The 24,151-nt window shown below is 42.2% G+C and carries 28 protein-coding genes, 3 tRNA genes, 1 rRNA gene and 3 pseudogenes; 31 read left to right on the forward strand and 4 right to left on the reverse strand.

Annotated features, from left to right (window positions below; genetic code table 11):
* The 4 genes from OCV96_RS04125 to OCV96_RS04140 form a co-directional block, all read left to right on the forward strand.
* Positions 1 to 92: ribosomal RNA gene (locus OCV96_RS04125) — 23S ribosomal RNA — on the forward strand; the annotation flags it as partial.
* 160 nt (positions 93 to 252) lie between these two features.
* Positions 253 to 324, forward strand: a tRNA-Asn gene (locus OCV96_RS04130).
* A 45-nt stretch (positions 325 to 369) separates the two neighbouring features.
* Positions 370 to 441 (forward strand) — tRNA-Glu (locus OCV96_RS04135).
* A 13-nt stretch (positions 442 to 454) separates the two neighbouring features.
* Positions 455 to 526: transfer RNA gene (locus OCV96_RS04140), tRNA-Cys, on the forward strand.
* A 363-nt stretch (positions 527 to 889) separates the two neighbouring features.
* Here OCV96_RS04140 and OCV96_RS04145 read toward each other — a convergent pair.
* Positions 890 to 2,089 carry a tyrosine-type recombinase/integrase gene (locus OCV96_RS04145; RefSeq protein ID WP_262593623.1) on the reverse strand — a complete coding sequence of 400 codons (1,200 nt, stop codon included), beginning with the start codon at positions 2,087 to 2,089 and terminating at the stop codon, positions 890 to 892.
* A gap of 108 nt (positions 2,090 to 2,197) precedes the next feature.
* Positions 2,198 to 2,416 (reverse strand): helix-turn-helix domain-containing protein, encoded by a 219-nt coding sequence (locus OCV96_RS04150; protein WP_262593625.1) that lies wholly within the window; start codon positions 2,414 to 2,416, stop codon positions 2,198 to 2,200.
* A 667-nt stretch (positions 2,417 to 3,083) separates the two neighbouring features.
* Between OCV96_RS04150 and OCV96_RS04155 the strand changes: the two genes are divergently transcribed.
* From OCV96_RS04155 to OCV96_RS04210, 12 genes are all read left to right on the forward strand, one after another.
* Positions 3,084 to 4,223, forward strand: coding sequence for a transposase (locus OCV96_RS04155; RefSeq protein ID WP_262593626.1), 1,140 nt, complete (start codon positions 3,084 to 3,086; stop codon positions 4,221 to 4,223).
* 24 nt (positions 4,224 to 4,247) lie between these two features.
* Positions 4,248 to 5,162 (forward strand): DUF5688 family protein, encoded by a 915-nt coding sequence (locus OCV96_RS04160; RefSeq protein ID WP_262593627.1) that lies wholly within the window; start codon positions 4,248 to 4,250, stop codon positions 5,160 to 5,162.
* An 81-nt stretch (positions 5,163 to 5,243) separates the two neighbouring features.
* Positions 5,244 to 6,284, forward strand: a complete 1,041-nt coding sequence (locus tag OCV96_RS04165) for a YqaJ viral recombinase family nuclease (RefSeq protein ID WP_262593628.1) — start codon at positions 5,244 to 5,246, stop codon at positions 6,282 to 6,284.
* Between the two features lie 4 nt (positions 6,285 to 6,288).
* Positions 6,289 to 6,660: a DUF7768 domain-containing protein gene (locus tag OCV96_RS04170; protein ID WP_262593629.1), complete on the forward strand. Its 372-nt coding sequence runs from the start codon at positions 6,289 to 6,291 to the stop codon at positions 6,658 to 6,660.
* Positions 6,653 to 7,042 (forward strand): DUF7768 domain-containing protein, encoded by a 390-nt coding sequence (locus tag OCV96_RS04175; RefSeq protein ID WP_262593630.1) that lies wholly within the window; start codon positions 6,653 to 6,655, stop codon positions 7,040 to 7,042. The genes OCV96_RS04170 and OCV96_RS04175 overlap by 8 nt, the downstream gene beginning before the upstream one ends.
* Positions 7,032 to 9,236 (forward strand): SF1B family DNA helicase RecD2, encoded by a 2,205-nt coding sequence (recD2, locus tag OCV96_RS04180; RefSeq protein WP_262593632.1) that lies wholly within the window; start codon positions 7,032 to 7,034, stop codon positions 9,234 to 9,236. The genes OCV96_RS04175 and recD2 overlap by 11 nt, the downstream gene beginning before the upstream one ends.
* A gap of 10 nt (positions 9,237 to 9,246) precedes the next feature.
* Positions 9,247 to 9,981 carry an N-6 DNA methylase gene (locus OCV96_RS04185; protein ID WP_178015511.1) on the forward strand — a complete coding sequence of 245 codons (735 nt, stop codon included), beginning with the start codon at positions 9,247 to 9,249 and terminating at the stop codon, positions 9,979 to 9,981.
* Position 9,982: 1 nt separating this feature from the next.
* Positions 9,983 to 10,408: a hypothetical protein gene (locus OCV96_RS04190; RefSeq protein WP_178015514.1), complete on the forward strand. Its 426-nt coding sequence runs from the start codon at positions 9,983 to 9,985 to the stop codon at positions 10,406 to 10,408.
* Positions 10,409 to 10,470: 62 nt separating this feature from the next.
* Positions 10,471 to 11,439 carry a hypothetical protein gene (locus tag OCV96_RS04195; protein WP_178015516.1) on the forward strand — a complete coding sequence of 323 codons (969 nt, stop codon included), beginning with the start codon at positions 10,471 to 10,473 and terminating at the stop codon, positions 11,437 to 11,439.
* 50 nt (positions 11,440 to 11,489) lie between these two features.
* Positions 11,490 to 12,695, forward strand: coding sequence for a DNA primase (locus OCV96_RS04200; RefSeq protein ID WP_178015518.1), 1,206 nt, complete (start codon positions 11,490 to 11,492; stop codon positions 12,693 to 12,695).
* 85 nt (positions 12,696 to 12,780) lie between these two features.
* Complete coding sequence (locus tag OCV96_RS04205) at positions 12,781 to 13,632, forward strand: PD-(D/E)XK nuclease family transposase (protein WP_178015520.1); 852 nt, start codon at positions 12,781 to 12,783, stop codon at positions 13,630 to 13,632.
* Between the two features lie 64 nt (positions 13,633 to 13,696).
* On the forward strand, positions 13,697 to 13,864 hold the full coding sequence (locus tag OCV96_RS04210) for a hypothetical protein (protein WP_178015522.1): 168 nt from the start codon (positions 13,697 to 13,699) through the stop codon (positions 13,862 to 13,864).
* A 561-nt stretch (positions 13,865 to 14,425) separates the two neighbouring features.
* Here OCV96_RS04210 and OCV96_RS04215 read toward each other — a convergent pair.
* The gene (locus tag OCV96_RS04215; RefSeq protein ID WP_262593633.1) at positions 14,426 to 14,548 is read right to left on the reverse strand and encodes a hypothetical protein; all 123 of its coding nucleotides are present in this window, start codon (positions 14,546 to 14,548) and stop codon (positions 14,426 to 14,428) included.
* A 28-nt stretch (positions 14,549 to 14,576) separates the two neighbouring features.
* Here OCV96_RS04215 and OCV96_RS04220 point away from each other — a divergent pair.
* From OCV96_RS04220 to OCV96_RS04270, 11 genes and pseudogenes are all read left to right on the forward strand, one after another.
* A pseudogene (locus OCV96_RS04220) lies at positions 14,577 to 14,843 on the forward strand (TnpV protein); the annotation flags it as partial.
* A gap of 135 nt (positions 14,844 to 14,978) precedes the next feature.
* Positions 14,979 to 15,809, forward strand: a complete 831-nt coding sequence (locus OCV96_RS04225; protein ID WP_118551162.1) for a TraX family protein — start codon at positions 14,979 to 14,981, stop codon at positions 15,807 to 15,809.
* Positions 15,810 to 16,093: 284 nt separating this feature from the next.
* Entirely contained in the window at positions 16,094 to 16,489 is a 396-nt protein-coding gene (locus OCV96_RS04230) for a hypothetical protein (RefSeq protein ID WP_055658161.1), read from the forward strand.
* Positions 16,490 to 16,614: 125 nt separating this feature from the next.
* Positions 16,615 to 16,974 carry a DUF3847 domain-containing protein gene (locus OCV96_RS04235; protein WP_118551163.1) on the forward strand — a complete coding sequence of 120 codons (360 nt, stop codon included), beginning with the start codon at positions 16,615 to 16,617 and terminating at the stop codon, positions 16,972 to 16,974.
* Positions 16,940 to 17,146: pseudogene (locus tag OCV96_RS04240) on the forward strand (MobA/MobL family protein); the annotation flags it as partial. The gene OCV96_RS04235 and the pseudogene OCV96_RS04240, both read left to right, overlap by 35 nt.
* A 249-nt stretch (positions 17,147 to 17,395) precedes the next feature.
* The gene (locus OCV96_RS04245; RefSeq protein ID WP_262593634.1) at positions 17,396 to 18,325 is read left to right on the forward strand and encodes a ParM/StbA family protein; all 930 of its coding nucleotides are present in this window, start codon (positions 17,396 to 17,398) and stop codon (positions 18,323 to 18,325) included.
* Between the two features lie 5 nt (positions 18,326 to 18,330).
* Positions 18,331 to 18,732 (forward strand): hypothetical protein, encoded by a 402-nt coding sequence (locus OCV96_RS04250; RefSeq protein WP_262593635.1) that lies wholly within the window; start codon positions 18,331 to 18,333, stop codon positions 18,730 to 18,732.
* A gap of 136 nt (positions 18,733 to 18,868) precedes the next feature.
* Positions 18,869 to 19,030, forward strand: a pseudogene (locus OCV96_RS04255) (SDR family oxidoreductase); the annotation flags it as partial.
* A 92-nt stretch (positions 19,031 to 19,122) separates the two neighbouring features.
* Positions 19,123 to 19,428: a thioredoxin gene (gene trxA / locus OCV96_RS04260; protein WP_118548176.1), complete on the forward strand. Its 306-nt coding sequence runs from the start codon at positions 19,123 to 19,125 to the stop codon at positions 19,426 to 19,428.
* 12 nt (positions 19,429 to 19,440) lie between these two features.
* On the forward strand, positions 19,441 to 19,761 hold the full coding sequence (locus tag OCV96_RS04265) for a rhodanese-like domain-containing protein (protein WP_262593636.1): 321 nt from the start codon (positions 19,441 to 19,443) through the stop codon (positions 19,759 to 19,761).
* 1 nt (position 19,762) lies between these two features.
* Positions 19,763 to 21,454 carry an FAD-dependent oxidoreductase gene (locus OCV96_RS04270; RefSeq protein ID WP_262593637.1) on the forward strand — a complete coding sequence of 564 codons (1,692 nt, stop codon included), beginning with the start codon at positions 19,763 to 19,765 and terminating at the stop codon, positions 21,452 to 21,454.
* A gap of 121 nt (positions 21,455 to 21,575) precedes the next feature.
* Here OCV96_RS04270 and OCV96_RS04275 read toward each other — a convergent pair whose 3' ends face one another.
* A complete protein-coding gene (locus tag OCV96_RS04275) occupies positions 21,576 to 22,235 on the reverse strand; it encodes a Crp/Fnr family transcriptional regulator (protein WP_262593638.1) in 660 nt (219 codons plus the stop codon).
* A gap of 117 nt (positions 22,236 to 22,352) precedes the next feature.
* Here OCV96_RS04275 and OCV96_RS04280 point away from each other — a divergent pair, with 117 nt between their 5' ends.
* The 4 genes from OCV96_RS04280 to yaaA form a co-directional block, all read left to right on the forward strand.
* Positions 22,353 to 23,126: a DUF134 domain-containing protein gene (locus OCV96_RS04280; RefSeq protein WP_262593639.1), complete on the forward strand. Its 774-nt coding sequence runs from the start codon at positions 22,353 to 22,355 to the stop codon at positions 23,124 to 23,126.
* A 190-nt stretch (positions 23,127 to 23,316) separates the two neighbouring features.
* Entirely contained in the window at positions 23,317 to 23,526 is a 210-nt protein-coding gene (locus tag OCV96_RS04285; protein WP_118548170.1) for a DUF6219 family protein, read from the forward strand.
* A 3-nt stretch (positions 23,527 to 23,529) separates the two neighbouring features.
* Positions 23,530 to 23,985 carry a thioredoxin-dependent thiol peroxidase gene (gene bcp / locus OCV96_RS04290; protein ID WP_249326036.1) on the forward strand — a complete coding sequence of 152 codons (456 nt, stop codon included), beginning with the start codon at positions 23,530 to 23,532 and terminating at the stop codon, positions 23,983 to 23,985.
* The coding region (gene yaaA, locus OCV96_RS19580) for a peroxide stress protein YaaA (protein WP_262593759.1) at positions 23,985 to 24,151 on the forward strand (167 nt) is incomplete at its 3' end. The genes bcp and yaaA, both read left to right, overlap by 1 nt.

A 24,151-nucleotide genomic window follows, 5' to 3' on the forward strand; every position in this document is an offset into this window, starting at 1 on the left:
ACCCCTTGAAGACTACGAGGTAGATAGGAATGAGGTGTAAGCACAGCAATGTGTTCAGCTGACATTTACTAATCGGTCGAGGGCTTGACCAAAGGTTTTGGATAGGAAAGCAGGATGTAAGTTAAGGTATAAGAGATAGAGTTTCAGTGTTCGGTTTTGAAGGAATAAATAAAATTTCTTCACATTTAGCTTTGTAGCTTTTTTCTGAGAATGCGTAGCATTCTCTTAAATAGCTTGCGAAGCAAGATATTTTCCTCGATAGCTCAATGGTAGAGCACTCGGCTGTTAACCGAGTTGTTGTAGGTTCGAGCCCTACTCGGGGAGTTTTTTTATCAGATACATTAGATACGCCAAGCGGCGATAACACGCGGCTCCATGGTCAAGCGGTTAAGACATCGCCCTTTCACGGCGGTAACACGGGTTCGATTCCCGTTGGAGTCATTTAATTAAATATGGCGCAGTAGCCAAGTGGTAAGGCAATGGTCTGCAACACCAGTATCCACCGGTTCAAATCCGGTCTGCGCCTCGCTGAAGGGCCTCGGAAACTTATTGTTTCTGGGGTTTTTTCTTGTCCAGAAACAACTCTGTGTAACAAACCTATATATCGCTGAAACCCGCATAAAATCGAGGGTTACAGGGATTTTCCTATGCTTCAAAATAGCTATTCTAATACCACTCTATCAATAAAATATCATTCAAAGTCCTTTTCATTGTAATATTTTGCTTTATTCAGTTTTTCTTAGAAAGCTCCGTTAGAAACCGTTTCAAAACGAATAAAATCACCTCATAAGGTGGTAAAATGGTGGAAGGGCAATGGTCTAATCAGGTGGTATTAAAAAAATAATCCCAAGACCAAATTCCTTTCAATTTTTTCGTGATAAATAAGTTCCTAAAGAGAAGCTACAAGATCATATTTATTGTCTTCATCTGGATGCAGATAAGTTTTTATGATGACCTTGTAATCATCGCCCATGATAGCAGCTACTGTTTTGATATCTCTCAGATTTTTTGTTTTCTCAAGCAGTTTTGTTGCAAAGGTATGTCTGAGGGAATGAGTACCGTAGTGCTGCATATTGCAGACTTTTAATATACGATCAAAAGTATCCTGCATATGTCGGGCGGTCGGCAGATTTCCTGTATCCGTAGTTAAGATAAAATCACTACGTACTAGGTTCATTTCTGTATAAGTCGTATCCATGATCTTAAGGCAATGAAGTGCCTCTGGATTTAATGGAATATTTCTTACACTTCGAGGATATTTTGGTGGCGTTACGATATGTACATATTTTCTGTTTATTTTAGGATCCCGATTCTTTACACGGCTTATCGTTTCGGAGATATGGAGATAGGGATGATTGTTTTTATCTACCATGATTCCATTTTTGGAGATCGTTATCAGCTCTCCCTCTCGTACTCCGGTATTTAGTGCAAATACAAGTGCAGGCCCAAAGCGATAATTTAGTTTCCCAGCAGAGTTCCTTGATAAGGCTATTTTCTTGAATAGATCAAGATATTCCGTAGGTAAAATTTCAATCTTTTTGGTCTTAACAGCAACAGAATCTTCACTGGGTAACTCTACGGTTTTCATCGGGTTATAGTCTTTTGGAAAATCACCGTCATCCAATCCGTAAGTTATTAGTGCCGAAAAAAATTCATAGCATTTTTTTATGGTTGAATAGCTGTACCTATCCTGCAGATCATCAATGAAATCCTGAATATCTTTACCGGTAAGGTTACACATCAGTATTTTTACAATAGGATTATCATGTATTTGATTTTCATAGGTATCTTCAATTCTGTCGTAAGTTGCCTGTTTAATGGTTCCACGTTTTACCTGCTTACTTTTGTAGTTAAGGAATTTAACTGCATATTCTTCAAGAGGCAGCAAATGATTGACAAGATTTCCTGAAAATACCAGGAATTTGTACTCATCCATTTTGGCTTGCGCTTCAGCTCTCGTTTTGCCGCTAAATTCTTTTGGCGGGAATCCTTTTCTCTTATACCGTGCTATCCACCTACCTTTCTTGTTTTGAAATATTGTACCGTCACCTTTAGTACGCCTGGTTACACAGGCTGTTTCATTCGACATTCAAGTTCGCTCCTTTCGAGTGAAAAGAACTTTCCTTAAAATACCAAATGAACAGTAAATGTAGTTGCATTATATTACATGAAAAGTTCTTTGACAACGCATCTTTGTCTAGAAAAACAACTCTTTACCCACATTTTTGTTTAGAAAGTCTTGAATTGCTGTTTTGGAAGTAAAGTAATCTCGTCCGATTTTGGTAACGGGGAGTAGTTTGCTCTGCAGCAATTCACGTGTTTTGGTTTTGCCAATTCCTAACATATTTCCAATTTCTTCTACGGAATATTTCCGAAAATCATCGTAGTTAGATAAATTTGTATTTGTTTTTCTCATAGAGTTCCTCGTTCTAAAAATTTTGCGTGTGAATAATACACATATCTCCCGTCACCGCTTCCTGCGCCCTTTTAGGCCGCGTAGTATGGTTGTACTGTGTGCATTTAGTCTATCCGCAGTGATAGGACGGATAGCACCCGTATGCATGACGGTATATGCTATGAACTTGTCATGGAGCAATGACCCATAATACAGATCACTTGTAGAGTAAATACAGCAGATGATGAAAAATCCCTGAAAAATTTTTTGAATTTTGTCAATGGGCTAATAACATACAAACAATGTTATCAGAAGAAAGTTGGAATGCTTTGATTATTATAGCGAGTGTTAAAAGCCGGTTGACAGAGTAATCACAGATATGCTATTCTCAGCTTGTAATTGATTTTTGTGCATTCCCATTAGGGATAGAAGCACACGTTGTTTAAGTTTGTACGTAAGTGTCGAAAATTGCCATAAGTAAAAGTGGCATATTTTTGGCACTTTTTTTGTTTCCGGAAAGTGGAAATGAAAAATAAGTTTATATGTGGGCAATACCACACGCAGTTTAGGAATGGAACCATTGTGCAGCCATTCTTTTTTGTTGCCAGAAATTGCCCACACAAGGGCTTAATCCGCAAAGCGGCTGGATAAATAACCTCGAATGAGGAGAAGAAAGGAAGGAAAACAAATGAATGGAGCAAGAGTGTTTGAAGACGCTTACAGTGGTGTCTTCAGGGAACAGGAGGATTTCTTTTCATGCCTACATGAAATTTTGGGAAAATCCTTATGGATCCGACAAAAGGTCAGAAACCTGCGGTTAGTTCCTATTATTGCAGGGAGTACCTTTGAGAAAGAACTACGCAGTCAGTATACGGAAGATGGCATGGATGATGGCATCATAACGGATACGATTGCAAATACGGCGTTAATGCTCAAATACCGGGGAGATATGTTACCGGTGAGGGACTGCGCCATTAAGAGCATTCTGGACCGTGCAGGTATCCAGGGAAGCGGCCTTCGCAGGGTGGAGAGAAACGTCTATGCCAGGATCTTAAATGACGTACTGAAAGTCACAAAGGGAGAGGCATTACTCCGCATCAGCGAAGGAAAGGTATCCGCAGTATTAAGCGGAGACTGCAATGATTACGCCATCCTTAACATGGAGGACATATTCCTTCACACCGTGCAATATTTGCAGGAGGAATTTGAAGGCTGCAGGTACATGGCAGGCTTCTATGAGCATGACATGGTATCTGCCATGTGGAGCATTGATGAGTCGGGTCTGTTATCGGCTTACAGCAGGGAACTTTCCCTTCTTGGGAAGACGGCGGAAGACATGATCCCCATGGTGCGGGTTACTACATCGGATACCGGAACCTGTGGAGCCAATATCTACCCTATGCTGTTAAACGTAAAGGATGGAAAGAGTGTCAACCTGGGGTCTCCATTAAAGCTTGTTCATAAGAACGGCAGCACAATGGCAGACTATGATGCACAGCTTAAGAAACTCTATGCAAAGTATCAGCTTGCAATCGGAAAACTTACAGAGCTTTTAGAAGTGCGGATCGCCAATCCGGTGAACTGCATGAGCGAAGTAATGGCAAAGCTTGTAATTCCTAAGAAATATCAGGCAGAAGCACTGGACTTATTCAAGGCACAGTACGATGTCTGGTCCTGTACGGCACATGATATCTATTTCGCTATTTCAGAGATCCTTTTCATGCTGGAGTGCGAAGGAGCTTCGGGCAGCCGTATCGCCAAGATGGAAGAGCAGATCGCAAGGGCACTGTCAATGAACTGGGCAGAGTATGATTTCCCGGAAATGTAAATAAAAACAAAGGAGAATGGACAAATGGAAGAATTAAGAAAGAAACTGATGGAAGAATTAAAGAATAAGCTGGGAGAAGGATATGAGGTATCCCCGGTAGACGTAAATAAGAATAATGGAACGATATTACATGGAATTTCTATAATGTTAAAAGGCAACATAGGAGGTCCTACGGTATATGTAGATAATTTCTATCAGAGATTTCAGGGGACCAATGAAGAGATTGAGGAGATGATAGATTACATTCTGGAGGATATCAGATCCTGCTATGAAATAGACGATGAGGAGCTACAAAGAAATGTCTATGAATATGACAGGGCAAAGGAACATCTGAGAGTTGCACTGTGTAATTATGAGGCAAACAAGGAAACTTTATCCAGCAGACCTCATAAGCGGATCCTTGATCTGGCAGTCACCGCGTGTATCAGAAGTGAAACAACGCCCGTGAGAGGATCAGGCTTCATCAGTGTATCAAACAGATTATTGCAAATCTGGGGAGTTTCCGAGGAGGAAATGTTTGACATTGCCTTGGAGAACACGATGAAAGAAGAAGTCTGCTGCAAACTGAGTGATCTGTTAGCACAAGAGGAGGGACTGGAACTTCCTCCGGGAGTGGAGATTCCCATGTATATCCTGACAACGAACGACAAAAGGCTTGGTGCCAGTATGCTATTGAATGTAGCGGCACTAACCCGGATAGCGGAGGAGTTACATAGTAATCTGTTTATCTATCCATCCAGCATCCATGAAGTATTGGTATTACCGGTTGAAGGTACAAGAAAGCAGAGAGCAAAGCAGAAAAAAATGGTGGAAGAGGTAAATGCAAGCAGTGTTTCTCCGGAGGAAAGACTTTCCAACAGCGTTTATTACTTTGACCGCGAGAAACAAGAGGTCACCATAGATTATCTGGGGAAACCGCTCAGCGAACTGAACAGATAGATACAGAATGAAATATAGAACAGTGGCAGAAAAGAGAAGGCATCCCCTTCTCTTTTTCTGTCGTATGGAAGGAGAAAGAATATGAGTCTTAACTTAAATTACAAGCCGGAAGCAGTTGTGGAAATCTCCGGATTATCAAGAGAGGAATGGTTAGATTACCGTAAGAAAGGAATTGGTGGCAGTGATGCTGCAGCAATCATGGGAGTTTCCCCGTTTGCAACCAAAAGAGATCTCTTTTACGACAAAACAGGTATCCGTCCGGCTTTTCAGGAAAATGAGGATAACTGGGTAGCAAAGGAAGTAGGACACAGACTGGAAGATCTGGTAGCAGAAATCTTTTCCCAAAAGACAGGACTTAAGATTTTTCCGGTGCGCACGATGTTCAGACACCCGCTGTATCCCTTTATGCTTGCAGACGTGGACTTTTTCATCGAATTTGCAGATGGTACGTATGGAATCCTGGAGTGTAAGACAACCAACTACAACTGTCAGGAAAAATGGGCAAACAATACAATCCCGGTCAACTATGAGTACCAGGTACGTCACTATATGTCCGTCATGAACATTGATAAGGCCTATATTGCCTGTCTTTACGGGAACAATGCAGAGGAGTTCTTTATACGTCCCCTGGAGAGAGACCTGGAGACAGAAGAGGATCTTATTGCGGAAGAGAAGTACTTCTGGGAAGAAAAAGTGTTGAAGAAGGTGGAGCCGGATTACGTGGAGAAAGCAGATCTTGTGATTGCAAGCATCAAAAAGCATTATGGTCCTGCAGATCCGCAGGCCGCAGGTGTCATTCTTTCCACAAAGAATCTATCAGGGATCAAGACGTATCTGAGCCTGAAGCAGGAAAAAGCGAAGCTGGAAGGCGAGGTAAAGCGTCTGGAGGAGAGAATGAAGCAGTCCTATCTTGGCGTACTGGAAGAATTAGGAGCAAGCTGCAGCGGCACAATCATGGATGGCACCACAAAGTATGAGGTGTCCTATAACCCGACCTACCGTACCTCCATTGACAAAAAGGGACTGGAAAAGTTAAAAATCCAGCACCCGGATGTTTATGACGATTACGTGCAGACGACGGAGAACCGGAGATTTGCCGTAAAGGAAAGAAAGGTGGCGTAGCGGTATGGAGAACAGAAAGGTGGTATTTATCTGTGCACCGTACGATGCAAAGGATTCCATCGCTCACGCAAAGGAGATCGCGCTTGTATCGCATTTTCGGACTCTTATAGAGGATATGTACCACTATAAGACTTATGCTCCCGGAAGCTACCTTACCGGGTCTTCAAAGGAGGCAAAGGATTTCCGGGTAGAGATCGAAGATGTGATCCTTAAAAACTGCCATGCGATGTTTGTATGTGGCAGGGAAGTGACAGGTGGAATGCAGGTACAGATTACAAAGGCAAAGGTATTAAATATCCCAATTTACCGGGTAGTGGAAGGCAAAAAGGGAGTGATTATTACCATGTATGTAGAACAGGAGAAAAAATATGTGTAAGGAAAGAAGGATACCAGAAATACTTATATGCTCACCTTGTGATGCGGTCACAGAAGAAGATGCAGAAAAGGAATATGAGCTCCGCAAGCACTACAAAAGGGTGTTCCGAAGAGGAGAGCCTAAGTGCTGCACTTTTAAATACATTGCTTTTGCGATTAATAACGCAAACCTATCAGATGCGTTCTTCAGGAAGAGCCTACAAAAGTCAATGGCTAAGTCCTGTGATATCGTCATAGTCTGCGGAGATGTGATAACACCAAATATGAAAGAGCAGATTGAAGAAGCAAAACAATATCATAAGAAAATTTATCGAATGATAGAAAAAGAGGAAGGTGCTTGTATCTTCTGTTATCAAGACGAGGAGGAAGCAGATGAAAAGTAAGTTTGTAAAAACGGTCTATGAGAAGAATGGATTTTGCATCTATGTATATGTTACGGAAGCAGAATCGGTGCCACAGGCAGCCAGAAGTAATTACTATAAAGGACCTGGATATGAATTTACCGCTATCGGAAATAATCTTCCGGCAAATAAGCTGTCGGAAGTAGATCTGCATGGTGACTGGGAGAAAAACAGCCACGGAGTGCAGTTCAAGGTAGATTATTTTGAAGAGATCCGCCCGCAGAGTGTGGAAGGAATCGAAAGCTACTTGGCATCCGGTATGGTAAAAGGGATTGGTCCCAAGACGGCAAAACTGATTGTCGAAAAGTATGGAACCAGAACGTTTGAGATTCTGGATGATTACCCGGAGTCCCTACTGGAGATCAAGGGAATCACCAGGAAAAAACTGGATAAAATACTTTCGGCATATCAGGACAGTCATGCGGTCAGGGATCTGGCAGCTTATCTTACTCCGTTTAAGGTAACACCCAAGAAAATCCGTAAGATCTATGAGCATTTCGGGAATGCGGCACTGGATGTCGTAAAGAACCAGCCGTTTGCCCTGTGTGAGATCAGTGGATTTGGGTTCCTTACCGTGGATGAGATCGCCAGAGCGAATCACTGCAGACCCAATGAGCCATTAAGGATCGAAGGCTGTATCGGCTACTGCATGGAACTGGAAATGCAGAACGGTAATCTCTATGCCGATAAGCAGAAATTCCAGAAGCAGGTGCATGAGCAGCTAAACAGAGGTTATGCAGAAGAAGTCGTTACCGAGGTAGAGGTGTATAAGGTGATGTACCAGATGGTGCATGACAAAGCCCTTTACTATGAGGACGGTGCCCTGTATAGTGCCAAACTCTATCATTTTGAGACACAAGCAGCGAAGGATCTGGCTACACTCCTGGTGCAGACGTATATGCCGCCTGCAGGACTGGAAGATCTGATCACGCAGGCGCAGAAGGATTTGAAGCTGTTATTGTCAGACAAGCAGGTGGAAGCAGTAAAGAAGGCATTCACAAATCTGGTGAGTATTATCACCGGCGGTCCCGGCACCGGTAAGACTACGGTGCAGCGGGTTCTGTTATACATCAGCGAAAAGCTGGGAGAAGAAAAGATCTTATTAACTGCTCCCACAGGCAGAGCCAGCAGACGCATGGCGGAAAGCACCGGAAAAAGTGATGCATTGACGCTCCATAGTGCGCTTGGATTAAATAACGATGAGGAGTGTGAGGCTGCGGACGAAATGTTGTCCGAGGATTTCATCATTGCGGATGAGTTTACGATGGCTGATATGAGGCTGTCCTATGAGCTTTTCAAGCACATCGAAAAGGGTGTACGCGTGGTGATCGTAGGAGACGTAGACCAGTTACCCAGTGTCGGCCCCGGAAATGTGTTCCGCGAGCTTGTGCTGTGCGGTGTGATCCCGGTCACAATCCTTGACATGGTATTCCGTCAGGGAAAGGACAGCCGGATCGCAGCAAATGCCCATAAGATGCAGGAGAATGATACGAACCTGGATTATGGAGATGACTTTATCTTTTGTCCGGCGGATACTGCAGCGGAAGCGGCAGACAAGGTTGCGGAATATTACAGATCCTTTGTGGATGCGTATGGCGTTGACAATGTGCAGGTACTTACCCCGTTTCGTAAGAAGGGAGAAGCCAGTGTCAATGCCTTAAACGACAGGCTGTGGGAGATGGTAAATCCGAAAAGCAGTATTGCCAGGGAATTAAAGGCCGGCAATGCGCTGTACCGGGAAGGAGACCGGATCATTCATAACAAAAATAAGAATGACATCAGTAACGGTGACATCGGGTATATCACAGATATCTATCAGGATGAGGATGGCGTGGATCTTATGCGGCTGTCCTTTTCGGATGGAAGAATCGTGGAATACAGTGCGGAGGATGCAGATCTTATCGAGCACGCATATGCAACAACGGTACATAAGAGCCAGGGAAGTGAATACAAGGTGGTAATCCTTCCATGGCTTCCCATGTTTTACATGATGTTACGGCGTAACATCCTCTATACGGCGATCACCAGGGCAAAAGAAAAAATAGTTATTGTAGGCAGTAAGAAGGCTCTCTACCAGGCAATCCATAACACGGCGTGCGACAAGCGAAATACCCGTCTTGGAGAGCGGATCGTAAGGGAATACAACGAACTGCTTACGAAGAAAGCTTCAGCATAGGAGGATGACAATGAATAAATATGCGGATGAGTTTTATGCGACATTTCAGGAACTTGCGAGGAAATATTCAGCAGAAAAAGTGTGGCAAGATGTGATTTATGCCTGTGCTTTAACGCAATCAGTATTTTTGCGGGAATGGGATACGAAAGCTCGTAAAAATATTGATAAGGTAATGGAGCAATATTCCGAAAAAGAGCAGTATAAAATAATGAGTTTATATGCGAACATCATGGATGCACTGCAAGAAAATCCGGGGCAGGATTTTTTAGGAGAGATGTATCACAGGCTTGATTTGCAAAAGCATGAAAAAGGGCAGTTTTTTACTCCGTATGATGTATGCAAGCTGATGACTTTATTAAGTTTATCCACCGAGAATCTTGCAGGAGAAATTTCCCAAAAAGGTTATGTGACAGTAAGCGATTCTGCGTGTGGATCCGGAGCCCTTTTACTCTCTTTTTATGAAACGGTAAGAGAAATGGGAATTACAGGTTATCAGGTGTTGGCTGTGGCACAGGACGTTGACAGATCAGCAGCTCTTATGTGTTATCTGCAGCTTTCGGTGTTATTTATTCCGGCAATCGTAATTGTCGGTAATTCTATTACCAACCCTGGGATAGATCCTCAAAATGAGGTATGGTATACGCCTGCTTACAATGTATATCACTGGCATTATGAGCGTTACCATATAGGAGAAGGGACGGATCTTAAGACTGCAGTCAACGAGGAAAGTGGAGGAAAGGTATAGCATGAGCGAAATAGTAATGCCGGAGTACATGAAACAAAGAAGAGCAAAGTTATTAAATGCCACGTATGAATATTTCCTTACTGTACTTGAGATGGACAGAAACGAGGCAGCACTGCGGTTCCCTATGGATGAACAGCTGATGTGGGTACTCTTTGGGTACGCAGACACCATGCTGGAACGATTAGGGTTCAACGTATGCTATCCGGACATCTATGTGCAGGATGGGAAGAAGATATTATGTAATACGACGCATTGCGGATGTAAGCCCTGCCATATTAGGGAAGCATCCAGAATATCAGAACAGTTAAAAGATGTACTAGAAAATGCAGGGTTTTGCATAGTCAGCGAGGATATCACCGGGATAAAAGTACGGGATCCTAAGGATGACGAATGCACCATATCTATTACAGCAAAGAAAAATTCATAGAAACAGGCGGGAAGGCGGTATTTATTATATATCACCTTCCCAAAATGGAAGGAGCAAAAAGAATGAGTGAACAGACCTATATGTATGAGCAGGAAACAGCCGTAGCAGCATTACACAAGGTGGAAGGATTCGATCCGAGAAAGTTTATGCGCCTGATACAGAAGGAAGACCAGTCATCCAGATATTACTTGGATGTAGCTTACCGTAAACTGTGGTTTCGACTCTGCTATCCGGAAGGAAAGATCGTGAAAACGATCCGTAGTATCACGGAGAAGATGGCAATTGTGGAAGCTAAGGTGTATTTAAGCAAGAATGATCCGGAGGATTCCTATGTTGCCAATGCGTTTGCGCAGAAGTACCGCATGGATGATTCAGAGATCGGTCAGAAGTATGTGGAACTTGCAGAGACGGCAGCTGTGGGACGGGCATTATCGGATGCCGGTTTCGGACTTCAGTTTGCAGATCGTGAAAAAGAGATGGATCCGGAAGTAACGGAGGCACCCATCGATGAAGAAGTGATGGCAGGAACTCCCATCTGTCCAGAGAACATTCCAGAGGAAGTTTTTGGGAGCAGTGTTGGAGAAAACCTGATGGAAGATATGATTCCGGGACAGTGTGGAATTGAGGATTATATCCCGATGCCGGATGAGATCATGCAGGTGGAGGAGGCTTCAAAAGAGGAAGTACAACCGCCCAAGGCAGCACCACAGCCCAAGGCAGCACAGCAGCCTACGAAGAAACCGGAGCAGACACCACAGGAGCAGTTCATGCAAAATAATGTGGCTCCGGAGTCCACTGTTGGCATTACAAGGGATATGCCGGTAAATGACATCTACGGAAAGCTTACCAGAGACTTAGCAGTAAAGGTAGTAGTTTCTGCCGGATGTTACAAGGGTAAGACTCTAGGGCAGATTGCAGTAGAGAAGCCTGGATCCTTACAGTGGTATGTGGATTCCTATAAAGGTCCTGATAACCTGCTTCGTGCAGCAGCAAAGTATCTGCTGGATCAGGCACTTGCACCTGCCTGCTAAAATATAGGGCCCCACATTTTGTGGGGTCGATAGAAAGGAGAGGTACAGCAATGCAGGATTTTCCATTTACGATTCGTGACGTGGCAAGTGTGATGAATCTGCGGATCAGACATCGGAATACGGTAAGCCTGGATGTAGACTGTCCGCTTTGTGACGACCATAAAGGGAAAATGAATCTGAACTTTCAGAAGAATGTATTCCGTTGTAACCGGTGCGGTGAGAGCGGAGGAATGCTAAATCTGTATGCGAAAGCATACGGGGTAGATCTCCAGACCGCCAGAAAAGAGATTATCGAAGCTACCGGTGGAAGTGCATTTAAGAGAGAGCAGATCCATAGAAGAGAGATAGAAAGCACCAGACCACAGATCACAAATGCAGAAATGGCAGAAGATGCCGTAAAGCATAAGACGTATACCAGGCTGTTTGAGATGCTGATCCTGGCAGACTGCCACAAAGACAGTCTGTTAAAGCGTGGATTCACGGAAGAACAGATTGAAGCAAATGGGTATAAGAGTACTCCGGTATATGGCTATAAAAAGCTTACCAAGCGGTTGATCGAGGAAGGATGCACGGTAGAAGGCGTTCCGGGATTTTACAGGGATAAGGACGGAGAATGGACGATCTATTTTAACAGAAAAGCTTCCGGTTTTATGATACCGGTGAAAAATCCGGATGGACTCATTACCGGCGTACAGATTAGATTAGATCACCCTTACGATGGCAGAAAGTATATCTGGTTGTCCAGCGTCAACTTTGAAGGAGGGACGACTTCCGGAAGCCCTGTGCATTTCGTGGGAAAGCCGGGAGATAAGACGGTATTTGTTACGGAAGGACCATTAAAAGGAGATCTGGCCCATGCGTTATCCGGAAGAACCTTCCTGTGTGTTCCCGGAGTCAACCAGTCAGCAAACCTGATGCCAGTCTTAAATGAGATGAAAGAGCTGGGAACCAGGTTCCTCTATGAAGCCTATGACATGGACAAGCTGCTTCGACCGGTCTGCCAGGGAGATTACAGTGAAAACTGTAAGGAATGTCCCTGCTATCGTATGGACTGGAAGAAGCAGAGTATTCCCTGTGAGAAAAAGCAGATCAAACGGGATAATATCAACCGTGGCTGTAATAAGCTGGCTGAGATCTGTAAGGAGCTTGGCTTAGAAGGAAAAACACTTACCTGGGATACGGACACAGACGGTAACTGGGCAGAAAACGTGAAGGGTGTGGATGATTACCTGGTGGCACTTCAGCATAGGGAATGACAGTTAAAATGCTGAAAATTTCAGAGAAATTTCATTGCAATGGTATTTTTGACATGATAAGATAAAGACAGAAAGAGGGTTTATAATGGCAGAAAACAAAAGCAGTAAAGTAATGCAGGATTATGAAAAGGTAAACAGACTGATTGATGGACTGACACTGTTTGATGATGACCTGATGAGCCGGGTGTTTGATAAAAATATCGAGGCAACCGAACTGATCCTCAGGATCATTCTTGGGAGAAAAATCACAGTTATCCGTGTAAACGGGCAGGAAGAGGTCAGGAATGCCGAAGTCGGTGGACGCAACATTACCCTGGATGTGTATGCACTGGATGAAAATGGACAGGAAATGGACATTGAGGTGCAGGGAAATTCCGAAGGCGCCCATATCCGCAGGGCAAGATACCACAGCAGTGTGCTGGATTCCAAAATGCTGAAGGAAGGTCAGCCGTTCAAAAAACTGAAGGATTCCTATGTGATCTTTATTTACAGGCACGATAAGTTCAAAAAAGGTTTACCGGTATACCATATCGACCGATATGTAAGAGAGACAGGGGAAATCTTCGAGGACGGATCACATATCGTATATGTAAACGGGAACTATAAGGGGGATGACGAGATCGGTCAGCTTATGAGTGATTTCCATCAGGTAGACCCCGACAATATGCATTATAAGGAACTGTCACAAGGCGTAAAACATTTCAAAGAAGTAGAGGAAGGACGTGATTCCATGTGTGAAGCAGTACAGGAATATGCAAAGGAATATGCGAAGGAATATGCAAAGGAATATGGAGAACAAAGAGCAATCAGAGAAGCTACTGAAAATGTAAAAAAGCTTATGGGAAACGCTGGGGTTACACAGGAAAAGGCATTTGATATTCTGGAAATCCAGGGAGAAAAAAGAGAACTGGTTATTAAACAGTTACAGCAGGAATAAACCGGAAATAGGGTGGTTACGAAGGTGACTGCCCTGTTTGGAGTGGAACGGAGAACGTGAAACCATGAGTGAAGCAGTAGAGAAATACGCAAAGGAATATGCGCTAAAACAACATGTTAAAATCGTAAAAAATCTTATGGAAACCACCGGATTTACACAGGAAAAGGCACTGGATGCCTTGGGAATCCAGGGAGAAAAAAGAGAACTGGTTATTAAACAGTTACAGCAGTAACCAGTGGTTTTAGAAGGATAGGGATAGAGCAGGTACATTAGATATCTGCGCTATCCCTTTTGTATTGGAAAGGAAGTAGACAGGATGAAAATGGTGATATAGTGATCTGCTGTTGTTGTAATGGGGATGAATATTTTGAAATTGATTCTGTTTGGACATCCGAAAAGAAGGCAGAAAAGAGATGCAACGAATTAAATGAAAAAGGAGAGAAATATCTGATAGAAAAATGTGGATGCGGATTATACGAAGTACGGAGCGAAATTGTATGCACGTAATGCAAATCCATGGTACAGAGAAAAGGAAATGTGACAAGCGAATTATACTTACGGTATATTTACACAGTAAGTAAAGTAGGGTATATTTATATCAAGAGTGTAATTCCTGTCACGTGCACAACAGGTAATTGGTTGCGGTGGGTAACGGACCCATGCAGGAACCCTGTGGCACCCAAAGTTAGAAAAAGAGCTATTTTCATGGACGTTTCGGACGTTAGCCAAAGGATCTGATGCATCAGAGGCACTAGGCGCATGATAGGCTCTTTTTTTATGGATGTAATTAAAATTATATTGGGGAGTGAACTTCGTCAGAATCTTCACTTTTTAAGAGCGCGTCAAACATCCCATCAACGGAAGTGAAGGATGGATATTGTTCAGGATGCTTACGCATTTCGTCTACTTCTTTCATGGCAGCTATTGTCTCATCATTGGGTAGGTTATTTACTTCAGGTAAGGCGTATCTGAAAATGCACCGCCCGATACTGTTCAATGAGCTGGCGCTATTCGACAAGCTCTTTGAGCATTGCGCCGAGATTGACGAAGCGGCACGAAGCCGCATGGAACTGATCGTGCCAGAGCTGGCAAAGCAGTACGGCGTGACCGAAAGGCTGAAAGCCGAAAACCAAATGGAATGGGTGCGGCAGATGAACGCTTGCAAGGCACAGTCAGAGGAGATTGTGAAAGCGGAATTGATTTACGATTGAGCGAGGAAGTCCGGGCAGAAAACTGTTCGGACTTTTCTCATATAGTCCAAAGTTGCGGTAGAAATGTTCACAAGTTTTATGGTATAATTTGAATACGAAAAATCGTAAAATTGGAAGTTGGTAGAAGGTTACATTATGAGCATTGATAGGAAAATAAATCGCATTCAATTTCTCACGGGAAATTCGTTAAAGTTTATTGCTGTACTGACAATGGTTATTGACCATCTATGTAAAATTGTGCTGCAATGGCTACTATCAAACTACTGGGGGACTATGGTAGATAACGAACAAATGTCGTGGGAGAGATTCCAAGAGATAGATAATCTCATACGGTTTGATTTGCAAAGCATTGGGACGATTGCTTTTCCGCTATTCTGTTTTTTGCTGGCAGAAGGATTCCAACACACAAGAAGTAAAAAACGCTATATTGGGTTGATGCTTGCATTTGCCCTTATTTCGGAAATTCCATTTGACATAGGTTTCTTTAGTGCGTATTCACGAATGGAAGGTACATTTCCGTTTTACTTGAAGTATCAAAATGTATTTTTCACCTTGTTTTTAGGCTTATTGACATTGGTATGCCTTGAAAGATTTTCGTGTGAATCCGACCTACCAGTGGATAGAATAAAATCAGTAGTCTTGCAAGTTCTCAGTGTAGTACTTTTTTCCAGCATTGCGGAAGGAATCCGTTGTGACTACGGTATGCAGGGGATCTTATTCATATCAGCATTTTATATTTGCCGTAATCACCGAATCTATCAAGTGCTGCTGTTTCTTTTGGCTTACATGGGGGCAACGGGGAATCAACCACCTTTATGTACGCTTCTTGCCGGCTTGCTTATTCTGCTATACAACGGAAAACGTGGTAAATTGAAGCTGAAATACTTCTTTTATGTTTTTTATCCAGCACATATCCTTGCCCTGTATTTGATTCAGGTAGGACTCGGAAAATACTTGCTGAAATGACTAATTGCAGTTTGTCGAGAAATTAAGCCGGAGAAAAACCCTTTAGGAACTAAAGGGCGCACTTCTATACTCTCTATCGAGAGTAATGCGTCCTGCTGAGCTTCATTCCCGGTCAGCAGAAGAAAACTGCCCGACCGAGAATGTTGCGTCACTTCGTTCCGTCAAGGTGGCTACACCCCCTTGCGCCGCTAAAGCGGCTATCCCCTGTGGACTTGCCGTCCGCAAACAGCATAAAATGCTGTTCACCGCCAGCAAGTTTGATATCAATAAATTTGGAGGAACTTATGATAAAAAGAATGATGATGGCATTATGTATATTCGTTTGTACCTTTACTTTAGTTGCGTGTTCTGGACAACAAACAAACGAACCACTTACTTTAGGTGTCAATGCGATAATAACAGAAATTGATAAAGAAAATAAAATCATAACCACAAAAGATAGCGAAGAAAAAGGTGTTTTAGGGAATGATTGTCTTATTGACTGTTCCAAAATTCCAATGATTTATTGTAATTATGATACACAAAATGTTGTAGCTATAACTCTTGATGATTTACAGGTTGGGGACGAAATCATTTTGACTATTCGGAGTTCGGAAATAGAAAATCTCCAAAAGGAAGATGACAATAAAACAAAAATAGCGGTTGAGCAATTACAATTAGGCACACAGAGAATTAAATAATTTTCAATTTCTCATACCCAGATTAACAAGTAAATACGGAAAATCAGACCGTTGACCTGCGCCGTGTGCGTACAAAGTCAGCGGTCTTTTTTTATCCCTAAAATCAAACAAGGAGGTCAATCACAATGACAAAACCGAAAACCCTTAAACAGGTCCGAACCGAAAAGGAACGAGCCGAGACGCAGCTTGCACAGGAACAGCACAAGCTGGAGCGTCTGGAGAACAGAAAGAAGTATCTGGAGAAAGGCGAACGCACCAAGCGCACCCACCGCCTTTGCAATCTGGGCGGAACGATTGAGAGCCTTGCCCCGGAGGTCAAAGATCTCACACGCACCGAAATGACAGAGCTGATGGAACACATCTTTTCTCTGTCCGAAGTCCAGCGAGCCGTCCGTCACATGGCGATTACCCACATCAGCCAAGCAAACAGAGAAAAGGAGTTGAAAGCCGATGGCACTATTTCGTCTGAGCGTCACGCAGACTAAGCGAAGCGCAGGACAGTCCGCTATTGCTTCTGCCGCCTACCGAGCCGGGGAGCGATTGTATAGCGAGTATTACGGCGAATACAGCGACTACACCAAAAAGGGCGGCGTGATCTGCTCTGACATTCTTCTGCCGTCCCATGCACCGCCAGAATACGCAGACCGCCAGACGCTATCTGCTATATAGTAGATATTGCTTATTTGATTTAGTAACGTTGGTTGTAACATATATACTCATTTCTCCATAAATTTCAATCATTGAACATCAGACAGAAAATTGCGTAATAAAAATAAATGGCATATATATAATGGCATTTTCATTAGTAATAGGCAAGAAATATGGAAAATAATTAAATAGGTTGTAAGATGTAGCCTCCACAATGCGTATATATAATTATAGAATACGTAAAGGAGAGATGCCATTATGACATATCAGAAAATTACGATCCCCCTGGATCACGGAAACAGAAACATGAAAACTGCGGAAGAGGTATTTACTTCCGGTCTTGTAGAGAGTGATTTAAAACCGGTACTCGGAGAGTATCTGCAGTACAATGGAAAGTATTATTCGCTTACCGGTGAACGTATCCCTTATATGAGGGACAAGACCCTGGATGACAGATTCTTTATTCTTACTTTGTTTGGCATCGGTAAGGAACTGGAAAAACGTACACAGCCACAGAAGGATACCATTTATCAGGTAGAACTTCCGGTGGGACTGCCGCCGAAACATTATGGAGCCCTCTACGAAAAGTTCGGTCAGTATTTTGTAAGACCGGGTGTACAGCGGTTTACTTTTAACAAAAGGGAATACCTGGTGCAGATTACGAAAGCAGCTGTATTCCCCCAGGACTATGCTGCAGCAATGACAATTTATCCGCAGATCGCAGCATATAACCGTGTAGTAACCGTGGACATCGGTGGATTTACTTTAGATTATTTGCTGCTTCGGGAGGGCAGACCGGATCTTTCTGTATGCGATTCACTGGAAATGGGCGTGATTACTCTGTATAACCGCATTGTTTCCAGAGCAAACTCAGAACTTGATGTTTTGCTTGATGAAACAGACATTGATACGATTATATGTGATAAGAATAGTGACTACAGCAACAGTGTAATCAAACTGGTGAAACAAATGACTGCACAATATGTAGAGGATCTTCTTGGAACTTTCAGAGAAAGAGGAATAGATCTAAAGACCGGCTGCATTGTATTTATCGGTGGTGGATCAAAGTTATTAAAACCTTATCTGGAGAATACGGACAAGGTAGGGAAGTGCGTGTTTATTGACGATATCTGCGCCAATGCCAAGGGATACGAGATCCTGTACCAGGTACAGAAAAAGAGTAGGTAATTGCCATGGAAAAGAAAAATCCGTATGTAATGACAATAGGATTTCGGAGGAATAATGCAGATCATACCCGGGTAGCAGAGTTTCTCAATTCTTTGGGAAGAGAAAAGGCACAGTATATTGTAAAAGCGGTCCTTACTTACAGGACACTGGAAGAGAAGGGAGAAGTACCGCAGACAGGTGGTGCAGTGTCCTATGATTATGAAACAATCAAAAGCATTGTGTTACAGATCATGCGTGAGCAGGGGGCTGACGGGAAGATACCTGCGGTGCAACCGGAAACAGCTTCCTTATCGCTGGAAGCAGAGCCGAAGGAGCAGATCACAGAAGAAGATTCTTTAATAGGCTTCGACGAATCTGCGATGCAGGGTATCATGGCATCCCTCAGTGCTTTTCAGAATCAGAATTAGGAATATCGGAAAGACTACGATAAGGGCAGAAAGAAGAATCTGCCCTTATTTTACATTCATTGTTTATTCCTTTTTACGTATTCCCGATATTCATCCCGGATCATACAGTGGTTCTCTACTGTCTTATGAAAGTTAAGCTGTGCCAAAAGAAGTTATCGAACCTATGATTGAAAGAATTCCATTGCGTCGTCTTGGACAGCCAGAAGATATTGCCAATGCGTTTGTGTTTCTTGCTTCAGGTGAGGCTAGTTACATTACAGGTGTTATATTAAGTGCAGATGGTATGGCAAGAAGTTAATTTAATGTGGTATGGTGATGTAATCACGGAAAATAAATGAAAATAAGACTATAATAAAACTACAAAAAGAAAAAGATAAGGAGGACTGTAAAATGTCTGCTATTAATATCAATAAAAATAATTTTGAGAACGAAGTACTGAATTCCGATAAAACCGTTCTTTTAGATTTTTGGGCATCTTGGTGTGCGCCTTGCCGTATGGTAGTACCTATTGTAGAGGAGATTGCAGATGAGCGTAGGGATATTAAAGTTGGAAAGATTAATGTAGATGAAGAGCCTGAACTGGCAAATAAGTTCAATATTATGAGCATTCCGACTTTAGTGGTTATGAAGAATGGGAAGATTGTACAGCAGGTTTCAGGGGCGAGACCTAAGAAAGCGATATTAGAAATGCTTTAGGGAGGTGTGCTAATGGGATTTTTTGATTTCTTTAAACAGTCGAATATTAATCAAGGCATAGAAGAATATAAAAGGACTGCTGGTGCAGTTCTGCTGGATGTCCGTACTCCGCAGGAATATCAGGAAGGACATATACCAGGAAGTAAAAATGTGCCGTTGCAGCAACTAGACAATATTGTTTCTGTAGCGAAGAATAAGGATATCCCTCTGTTTGTATACTGTTATTCCGGTTCTCGGAGCCGTCAGGCAACTGGGATGTTGCAACGAATGGGATATTCTAAAGTAAATAATATCGGTGGTATTGCAGCTTACTCAGGAAAGGTGGAAAAATAAGATGAAGGTAATAATCGTAGGAGGTGTAGCGGGAGGAGCTACAGCCGCAGCAAGAATACGCAGACTGGATGAACATGCAGAAATTACTGTGTATGAAAGATCCGGATACATATCCTATGCGAATTGTGGGCTTCCATATTATATTGGAGACGTGATTACAGATCCGGAAGAACTTACACTACAGACACCAGAGAGTTTTTTTAAACGCTTCCGTATTAACATGAAAATTCATCATGAAGTTATCTCAATACATCCCGAAAGTAAAACTGTTTCAGTGAAGAATTTAGAAAACGGTGAAATATTTGAAGAAAACTATGATAAGCTAATCCTCTCTCCAGGTGCAAAGCCTACACAGCCGAGACTTCCCGGAGTAGGTATTGATAAACTTTTTACACTTCGTACTGTAGAAGACACTTTTCGGATAAAGGAATATATAAATAAGAATCATCCAAAATCGGCTGTATTGGCAGGTGGCGGTTTTATTGGTCTGGAACTGGCGGAAAATTTGAGGGAGCTTGGCATGGATGTTACGATTGCCCAGCTGCTTAAGCAGCTGATGAACCCTTTTGACCCGGATATGGCATCCATGATCCATAATGAAATGAGAAAGCATGGGATAAAACTGGTACTGGGCTATACAGTAGAAGGATTTAAAGAAAAAGACGACGGAGTGGAGGTTCTGTTGAAAGATAATCCATCCCTTCAGGCTGATATGGTAGTTCTGGCAATCGGAGTCACACCAGACACAGTATTAGCAAAAGAAGCCGGTCTGGAACTTGGCATCAGGGAAAGTATTGTAGTGAATGACAGAATGGAAACCTCTGTACCGGATATTTATGCTGCAGGTGATGCAGTTCAGGTAAAACATTATGTTACGGGTAATGATGCGCTGATTTCTTTGGCAGGACCAGCCAATAAACAGGGCAGAATCATCGCTGATAATATTTGTGGCGGTGATAGTCGTTACCTGGGCAGTCAGGGAAGCTCCGTTATAAAAGTGTTTGATATGACAGCAGCCACTACAGGTATCAATGAAACCAATGCCAAAAAGTCAGGATTAGAGGTAGATACAGTAATTCTTTCTCCTATGAGTCATGCCGGTTACTATCCTGGTGGAAAAGTGATGACCATGAAGGTGGTTTTTGAAAAAGAGAGCTATCGTTTGCTTGGCGCTCAGATTATCGGATATGAAGGAGTTGATAAACGTATTGATGTGCTGGCAACAGCAATTCATGCGGGGCTGAATGCAACCCAGTTGAAAGATCTGGATCTGGCATATGCGCCACCTTATTCTTCTGCCAAGGATCCGGTAAACATGGCTGGATTTATGATAGACAATATTGCAAAAGGGACATTAAAGCAATGGCATTTGGAAGATATGGACAAGATTTCTAAAGATAAAGATGTGGTGTTGATAGATGTGAGAACTGTATGTGAATTCAGCAGGGGGCATATTGATGGATTCAAAAACATACCTGTAGATGAACTGAGAGAACGAATCAGTGAAATTGAGAAAGGAAAGCCTGTGTATCTGATATGCCAGAGTGGTCTGCGCAGTTATATTGCGAGCCGTATTCTGGAAGGAAACGGCTATGAAACGTATAATTTCTCTGGCGGATTTCGCTTCTATGATGCAGTGGTCAATGACCGTGCGCTGATTGAAAGGGCATATGCATGTGGTATGGATTATTAAAAAATAATCACGATATTTTTATAATTTTCTTATAACATAAAAAGATCCCCCATTTATTAGAATGACTTTCATAATTCTGATAAATGGAGGATTCTTCTTTATATGTTACAGAAAAACAGTTTTATGACCTTTGGAGTGTTTCCAGTCTTTTTGGATCAAGGATTGTGATTTTGCCGCGGGAGAGTTTGACGAGACCCTCGCCTTGAAAGTATCGAAGCATTCGAGTGATAACTTCCCTGTGGGAACCAAGATGATTAGCAATCGTCTCATGAGTGATTTTCAGCTCGTTTGTTCCTTCGATAGAGGCCTCTTCTAAAAGAAATGAAGCAACACGCTTATCCAAACTCTTCCACATAATCTGTTCAATCAGCCACATGACATCAGAAAAACGGGTAGCCATTAACTCATTGGTATAGTTTGCGACAGGAGCAGATTCTTTCATGATGCCCTTATAGATTTCAGCAGGGATGATCCAAAGATCCGTATCTTTTTCTGCTTCAATGGTTACTTCAAATTGAATAGACCGCATGATACATGAGGCGGATAAAAGACATATATCCATATCGAACAGACGGTAGAGTGTAATTTCTCGTCCTTCATTTGAAAGTATGTAAGTTCGAAGCTGCCCGGATTTAACCAGTAATAATCCGGTACAATCCATGTCCCCGTTGTGAATGATTGTTCCTTTTTTCACATGCTGTGTGATCAAATTGTCTGAAATTAGTTTTTTCTGTGCTGTATTTAAGTCATTCCATAGTGGAAAATAATTTTCGAAGCTCATAATAGTTATCTCCTTTATGAACAAAGTATACTTGCTTTTTTAAGATGCGTCAATCAATTGATGACATATGCCCTTTATGGGACTATTATATAAGAAAAGCGAGAAAGGAGCAATTTCATGCCGAGACCAGTAAAATGCAGAAAAGTCTGCCATTTCCCAAATGTTTTAGAATTTCTTCCGGCAGATGATACTGAGAAAAAAATGCCCATTGTTCTGACGGTAGATGAGTACGAGACGATCCGTCTTTTGGACAAGAAAGGTTACAGTCAGGAGCAGTGTGCAGAATCTATGCAGATCGCAAGAACGACGGTCCAACGGATTTACGAGATTGCCAGAAAGAAAATAGCAGATGCTCTCATTGATGGACATCCGCTTAAAATTGAGGGTGGGTATTTCATAATCTGTGACGGTCAGAGCAGCGACTGCAGCTTTGGAGGATGTTACAAACATGAGATTTATAAAAAATATACAGTAAAAAAAGGAGAAGGTATCATGAGAATAGCAGTAACATATGAAAATGGACAGATTTTCCAACACTTTGGACACACAGAGACATTTAAGATTTACGATGTAGAGGAAGGAAAAGTGCTACATTCAGAAGTAGTAGATACGAATGGAAGCGGACATGGTGCATTGGCAGGAGTTCTTAATGCATTAAATGCCGATGTTTTGATCTGCGGCGGAATCGGAGGAGGTGCTCAGACTGCGTTAGCGGCAGCGGGCATTAAGCTTTTGGGCGGAGTTTCAGGAGATGCGGATAAAGCAGTAGAAGCTTTTATCAATGATACGCTTGATTATAATCCGGATGTGAAGTGTTCTCACCATGAGCACAACCATGGGGAAGGACATACGTGTGGTGAGCATGGATGCGGAAGCCATAGCTGTCATTAAGAAGAATAAAAAAATACAACACGAAAGGATGCGTCAAGGTAATGCAAGAATTATCGTGATACATCCTTTTGTATTTTAATTGATTATTTTTTTTCTCTGCTTGTCGAAAGTAATGGATGGAATGTATAATATTGTTAATAATCCAGAGATATTTATTTTGGAAACAGCTTAATCAATTTGGAGGTATAAAATGAAAGCACATAAATATTGGTCAATCGGAGCAATAGTTACAATGGTTGGAACTTTTTATACAGGATATAAAGGGTTAAAAGCAGCACACAAATACTTTGCATTTGGCTCTCTGATATGCATGACTATGGCAGTCTATTCTGGTCATAAAATGATTTCAGGTAATAAAAGAACAAGAAAACAGGTGGAAAATACAAAAGCGGAGGAATAGTAAATGTTAGAGTTAGGAATAAAAGCACCCGATTTTGAATTGCCGGATCAGGACGGCGTAATGCATAAATTAAGTGATTATGCAGGCAAAAAAGTGATTTTATATTTTTATCCAAAGGATAACACACCCGGATGTACGAAACAGGCATGCGGTTTTTCAGAGAGATATCCGCAGTTTGCGGAAAAGGGTGCGGTCATTCTTGGAGTCAGTAAAGATTCCGTGGCTTCTCATAAGAGATTTGAAGAAAAATATGGTCTGGCATTTACACTTTTAGCTGATCCGGAACGTAAGGTTATTGAAGCCTATGATGTCTGGAAAGAAAAGAAAAACTATGGAAAAATATCTATGGGCGTGGTAAGAACTACTTATCTTATTGATGAGCAGGGAATCATTATAAAGGCAAATGATAAAGTCAAGGCGGCAGATGATCCTGAAAATATGCTTAAGGAATTGGCATAATGAAGATTATTTTATCACCTGCAAAAAAGATGATAGTAGATACCGATAACTTAGCACCGGTTGAACTGCCTGTCTATATTGATAAGACAGCAGAAGTATTAAACTGGATGAAAAGCAAATCCAAAGAAGAGCTGAAAGCAGTCTGGAAATGTAACGATAAGATTGC

Origin of the sequence: Waltera acetigignens (genome assembly GCF_025567015.1) — a bacterium.
Lineage (GTDB): Bacteria > Bacillota > Clostridia > Lachnospirales > Lachnospiraceae > Acetatifactor > Acetatifactor acetigignens.

Excerpts from the sequence above, each read along its gene's own strand:
- OCV96_RS04145 (WP_262593623.1), bottom strand. The coding sequence starts at position 2,089 with ATGTCGAATGAAACAGCCTGTGTAACCAGGCGTACTAAAGGTGACGGT.
- OCV96_RS04150 (WP_262593625.1), bottom strand. The coding sequence starts at position 2,416 with ATGAGAAAAACAAATACAAATTTATCTAACTACGATGATTTTCGGAAA.
- OCV96_RS04155 (WP_262593626.1), top strand. The coding sequence starts at position 3,084 with ATGAATGGAGCAAGAGTGTTTGAAGACGCTTACAGTGGTGTCTTCAGG.
- OCV96_RS04160 (WP_262593627.1), top strand. The coding sequence starts at position 4,248 with ATGGAAGAATTAAGAAAGAAACTGATGGAAGAATTAAAGAATAAGCTG.
- OCV96_RS04165 (WP_262593628.1), top strand. The coding sequence starts at position 5,244 with ATGAGTCTTAACTTAAATTACAAGCCGGAAGCAGTTGTGGAAATCTCC.
- OCV96_RS04170 (WP_262593629.1), top strand. The coding sequence starts at position 6,289 with ATGGAGAACAGAAAGGTGGTATTTATCTGTGCACCGTACGATGCAAAG.
- OCV96_RS04175 (WP_262593630.1), top strand. The coding sequence starts at position 6,653 with ATGTGTAAGGAAAGAAGGATACCAGAAATACTTATATGCTCACCTTGT.
- recD2 (WP_262593632.1), top strand. The coding sequence starts at position 7,032 with ATGAAAAGTAAGTTTGTAAAAACGGTCTATGAGAAGAATGGATTTTGC.
- OCV96_RS04185 (WP_178015511.1), top strand. The coding sequence starts at position 9,247 with ATGAATAAATATGCGGATGAGTTTTATGCGACATTTCAGGAACTTGCG.
- OCV96_RS04190 (WP_178015514.1), top strand. The coding sequence starts at position 9,983 with ATGAGCGAAATAGTAATGCCGGAGTACATGAAACAAAGAAGAGCAAAG.
- OCV96_RS04195 (WP_178015516.1), top strand. The coding sequence starts at position 10,471 with ATGAGTGAACAGACCTATATGTATGAGCAGGAAACAGCCGTAGCAGCA.
- OCV96_RS04200 (WP_178015518.1), top strand. The coding sequence starts at position 11,490 with ATGCAGGATTTTCCATTTACGATTCGTGACGTGGCAAGTGTGATGAAT.
- OCV96_RS04205 (WP_178015520.1), top strand. The coding sequence starts at position 12,781 with ATGGCAGAAAACAAAAGCAGTAAAGTAATGCAGGATTATGAAAAGGTA.
- OCV96_RS04210 (WP_178015522.1), top strand. The coding sequence starts at position 13,697 with ATGAGTGAAGCAGTAGAGAAATACGCAAAGGAATATGCGCTAAAACAA.
- OCV96_RS04215 (WP_262593633.1), bottom strand. The coding sequence starts at position 14,548 with ATGAAAGAAGTAGACGAAATGCGTAAGCATCCTGAACAATATCCATCC.
- OCV96_RS04225 (WP_118551162.1), top strand. The coding sequence starts at position 14,979 with ATGAGCATTGATAGGAAAATAAATCGCATTCAATTTCTCACGGGAAAT.
- OCV96_RS04230 (WP_055658161.1), top strand. The coding sequence starts at position 16,094 with ATGATAAAAAGAATGATGATGGCATTATGTATATTCGTTTGTACCTTT.
- OCV96_RS04235 (WP_118551163.1), top strand. The coding sequence starts at position 16,615 with ATGACAAAACCGAAAACCCTTAAACAGGTCCGAACCGAAAAGGAACGA.
- OCV96_RS04245 (WP_262593634.1), top strand. The coding sequence starts at position 17,396 with ATGACATATCAGAAAATTACGATCCCCCTGGATCACGGAAACAGAAAC.
- OCV96_RS04250 (WP_262593635.1), top strand. The coding sequence starts at position 18,331 with ATGGAAAAGAAAAATCCGTATGTAATGACAATAGGATTTCGGAGGAAT.
- trxA (WP_118548176.1), top strand. The coding sequence starts at position 19,123 with ATGTCTGCTATTAATATCAATAAAAATAATTTTGAGAACGAAGTACTG.
- OCV96_RS04265 (WP_262593636.1), top strand. The coding sequence starts at position 19,441 with ATGGGATTTTTTGATTTCTTTAAACAGTCGAATATTAATCAAGGCATA.
- OCV96_RS04270 (WP_262593637.1), top strand. The coding sequence starts at position 19,763 with ATGAAGGTAATAATCGTAGGAGGTGTAGCGGGAGGAGCTACAGCCGCA.
- OCV96_RS04275 (WP_262593638.1), bottom strand. The coding sequence starts at position 22,235 with ATGAGCTTCGAAAATTATTTTCCACTATGGAATGACTTAAATACAGCA.
- OCV96_RS04280 (WP_262593639.1), top strand. The coding sequence starts at position 22,353 with ATGCCGAGACCAGTAAAATGCAGAAAAGTCTGCCATTTCCCAAATGTT.
- OCV96_RS04285 (WP_118548170.1), top strand. The coding sequence starts at position 23,317 with ATGAAAGCACATAAATATTGGTCAATCGGAGCAATAGTTACAATGGTT.
- bcp (WP_249326036.1), top strand. The coding sequence starts at position 23,530 with ATGTTAGAGTTAGGAATAAAAGCACCCGATTTTGAATTGCCGGATCAG.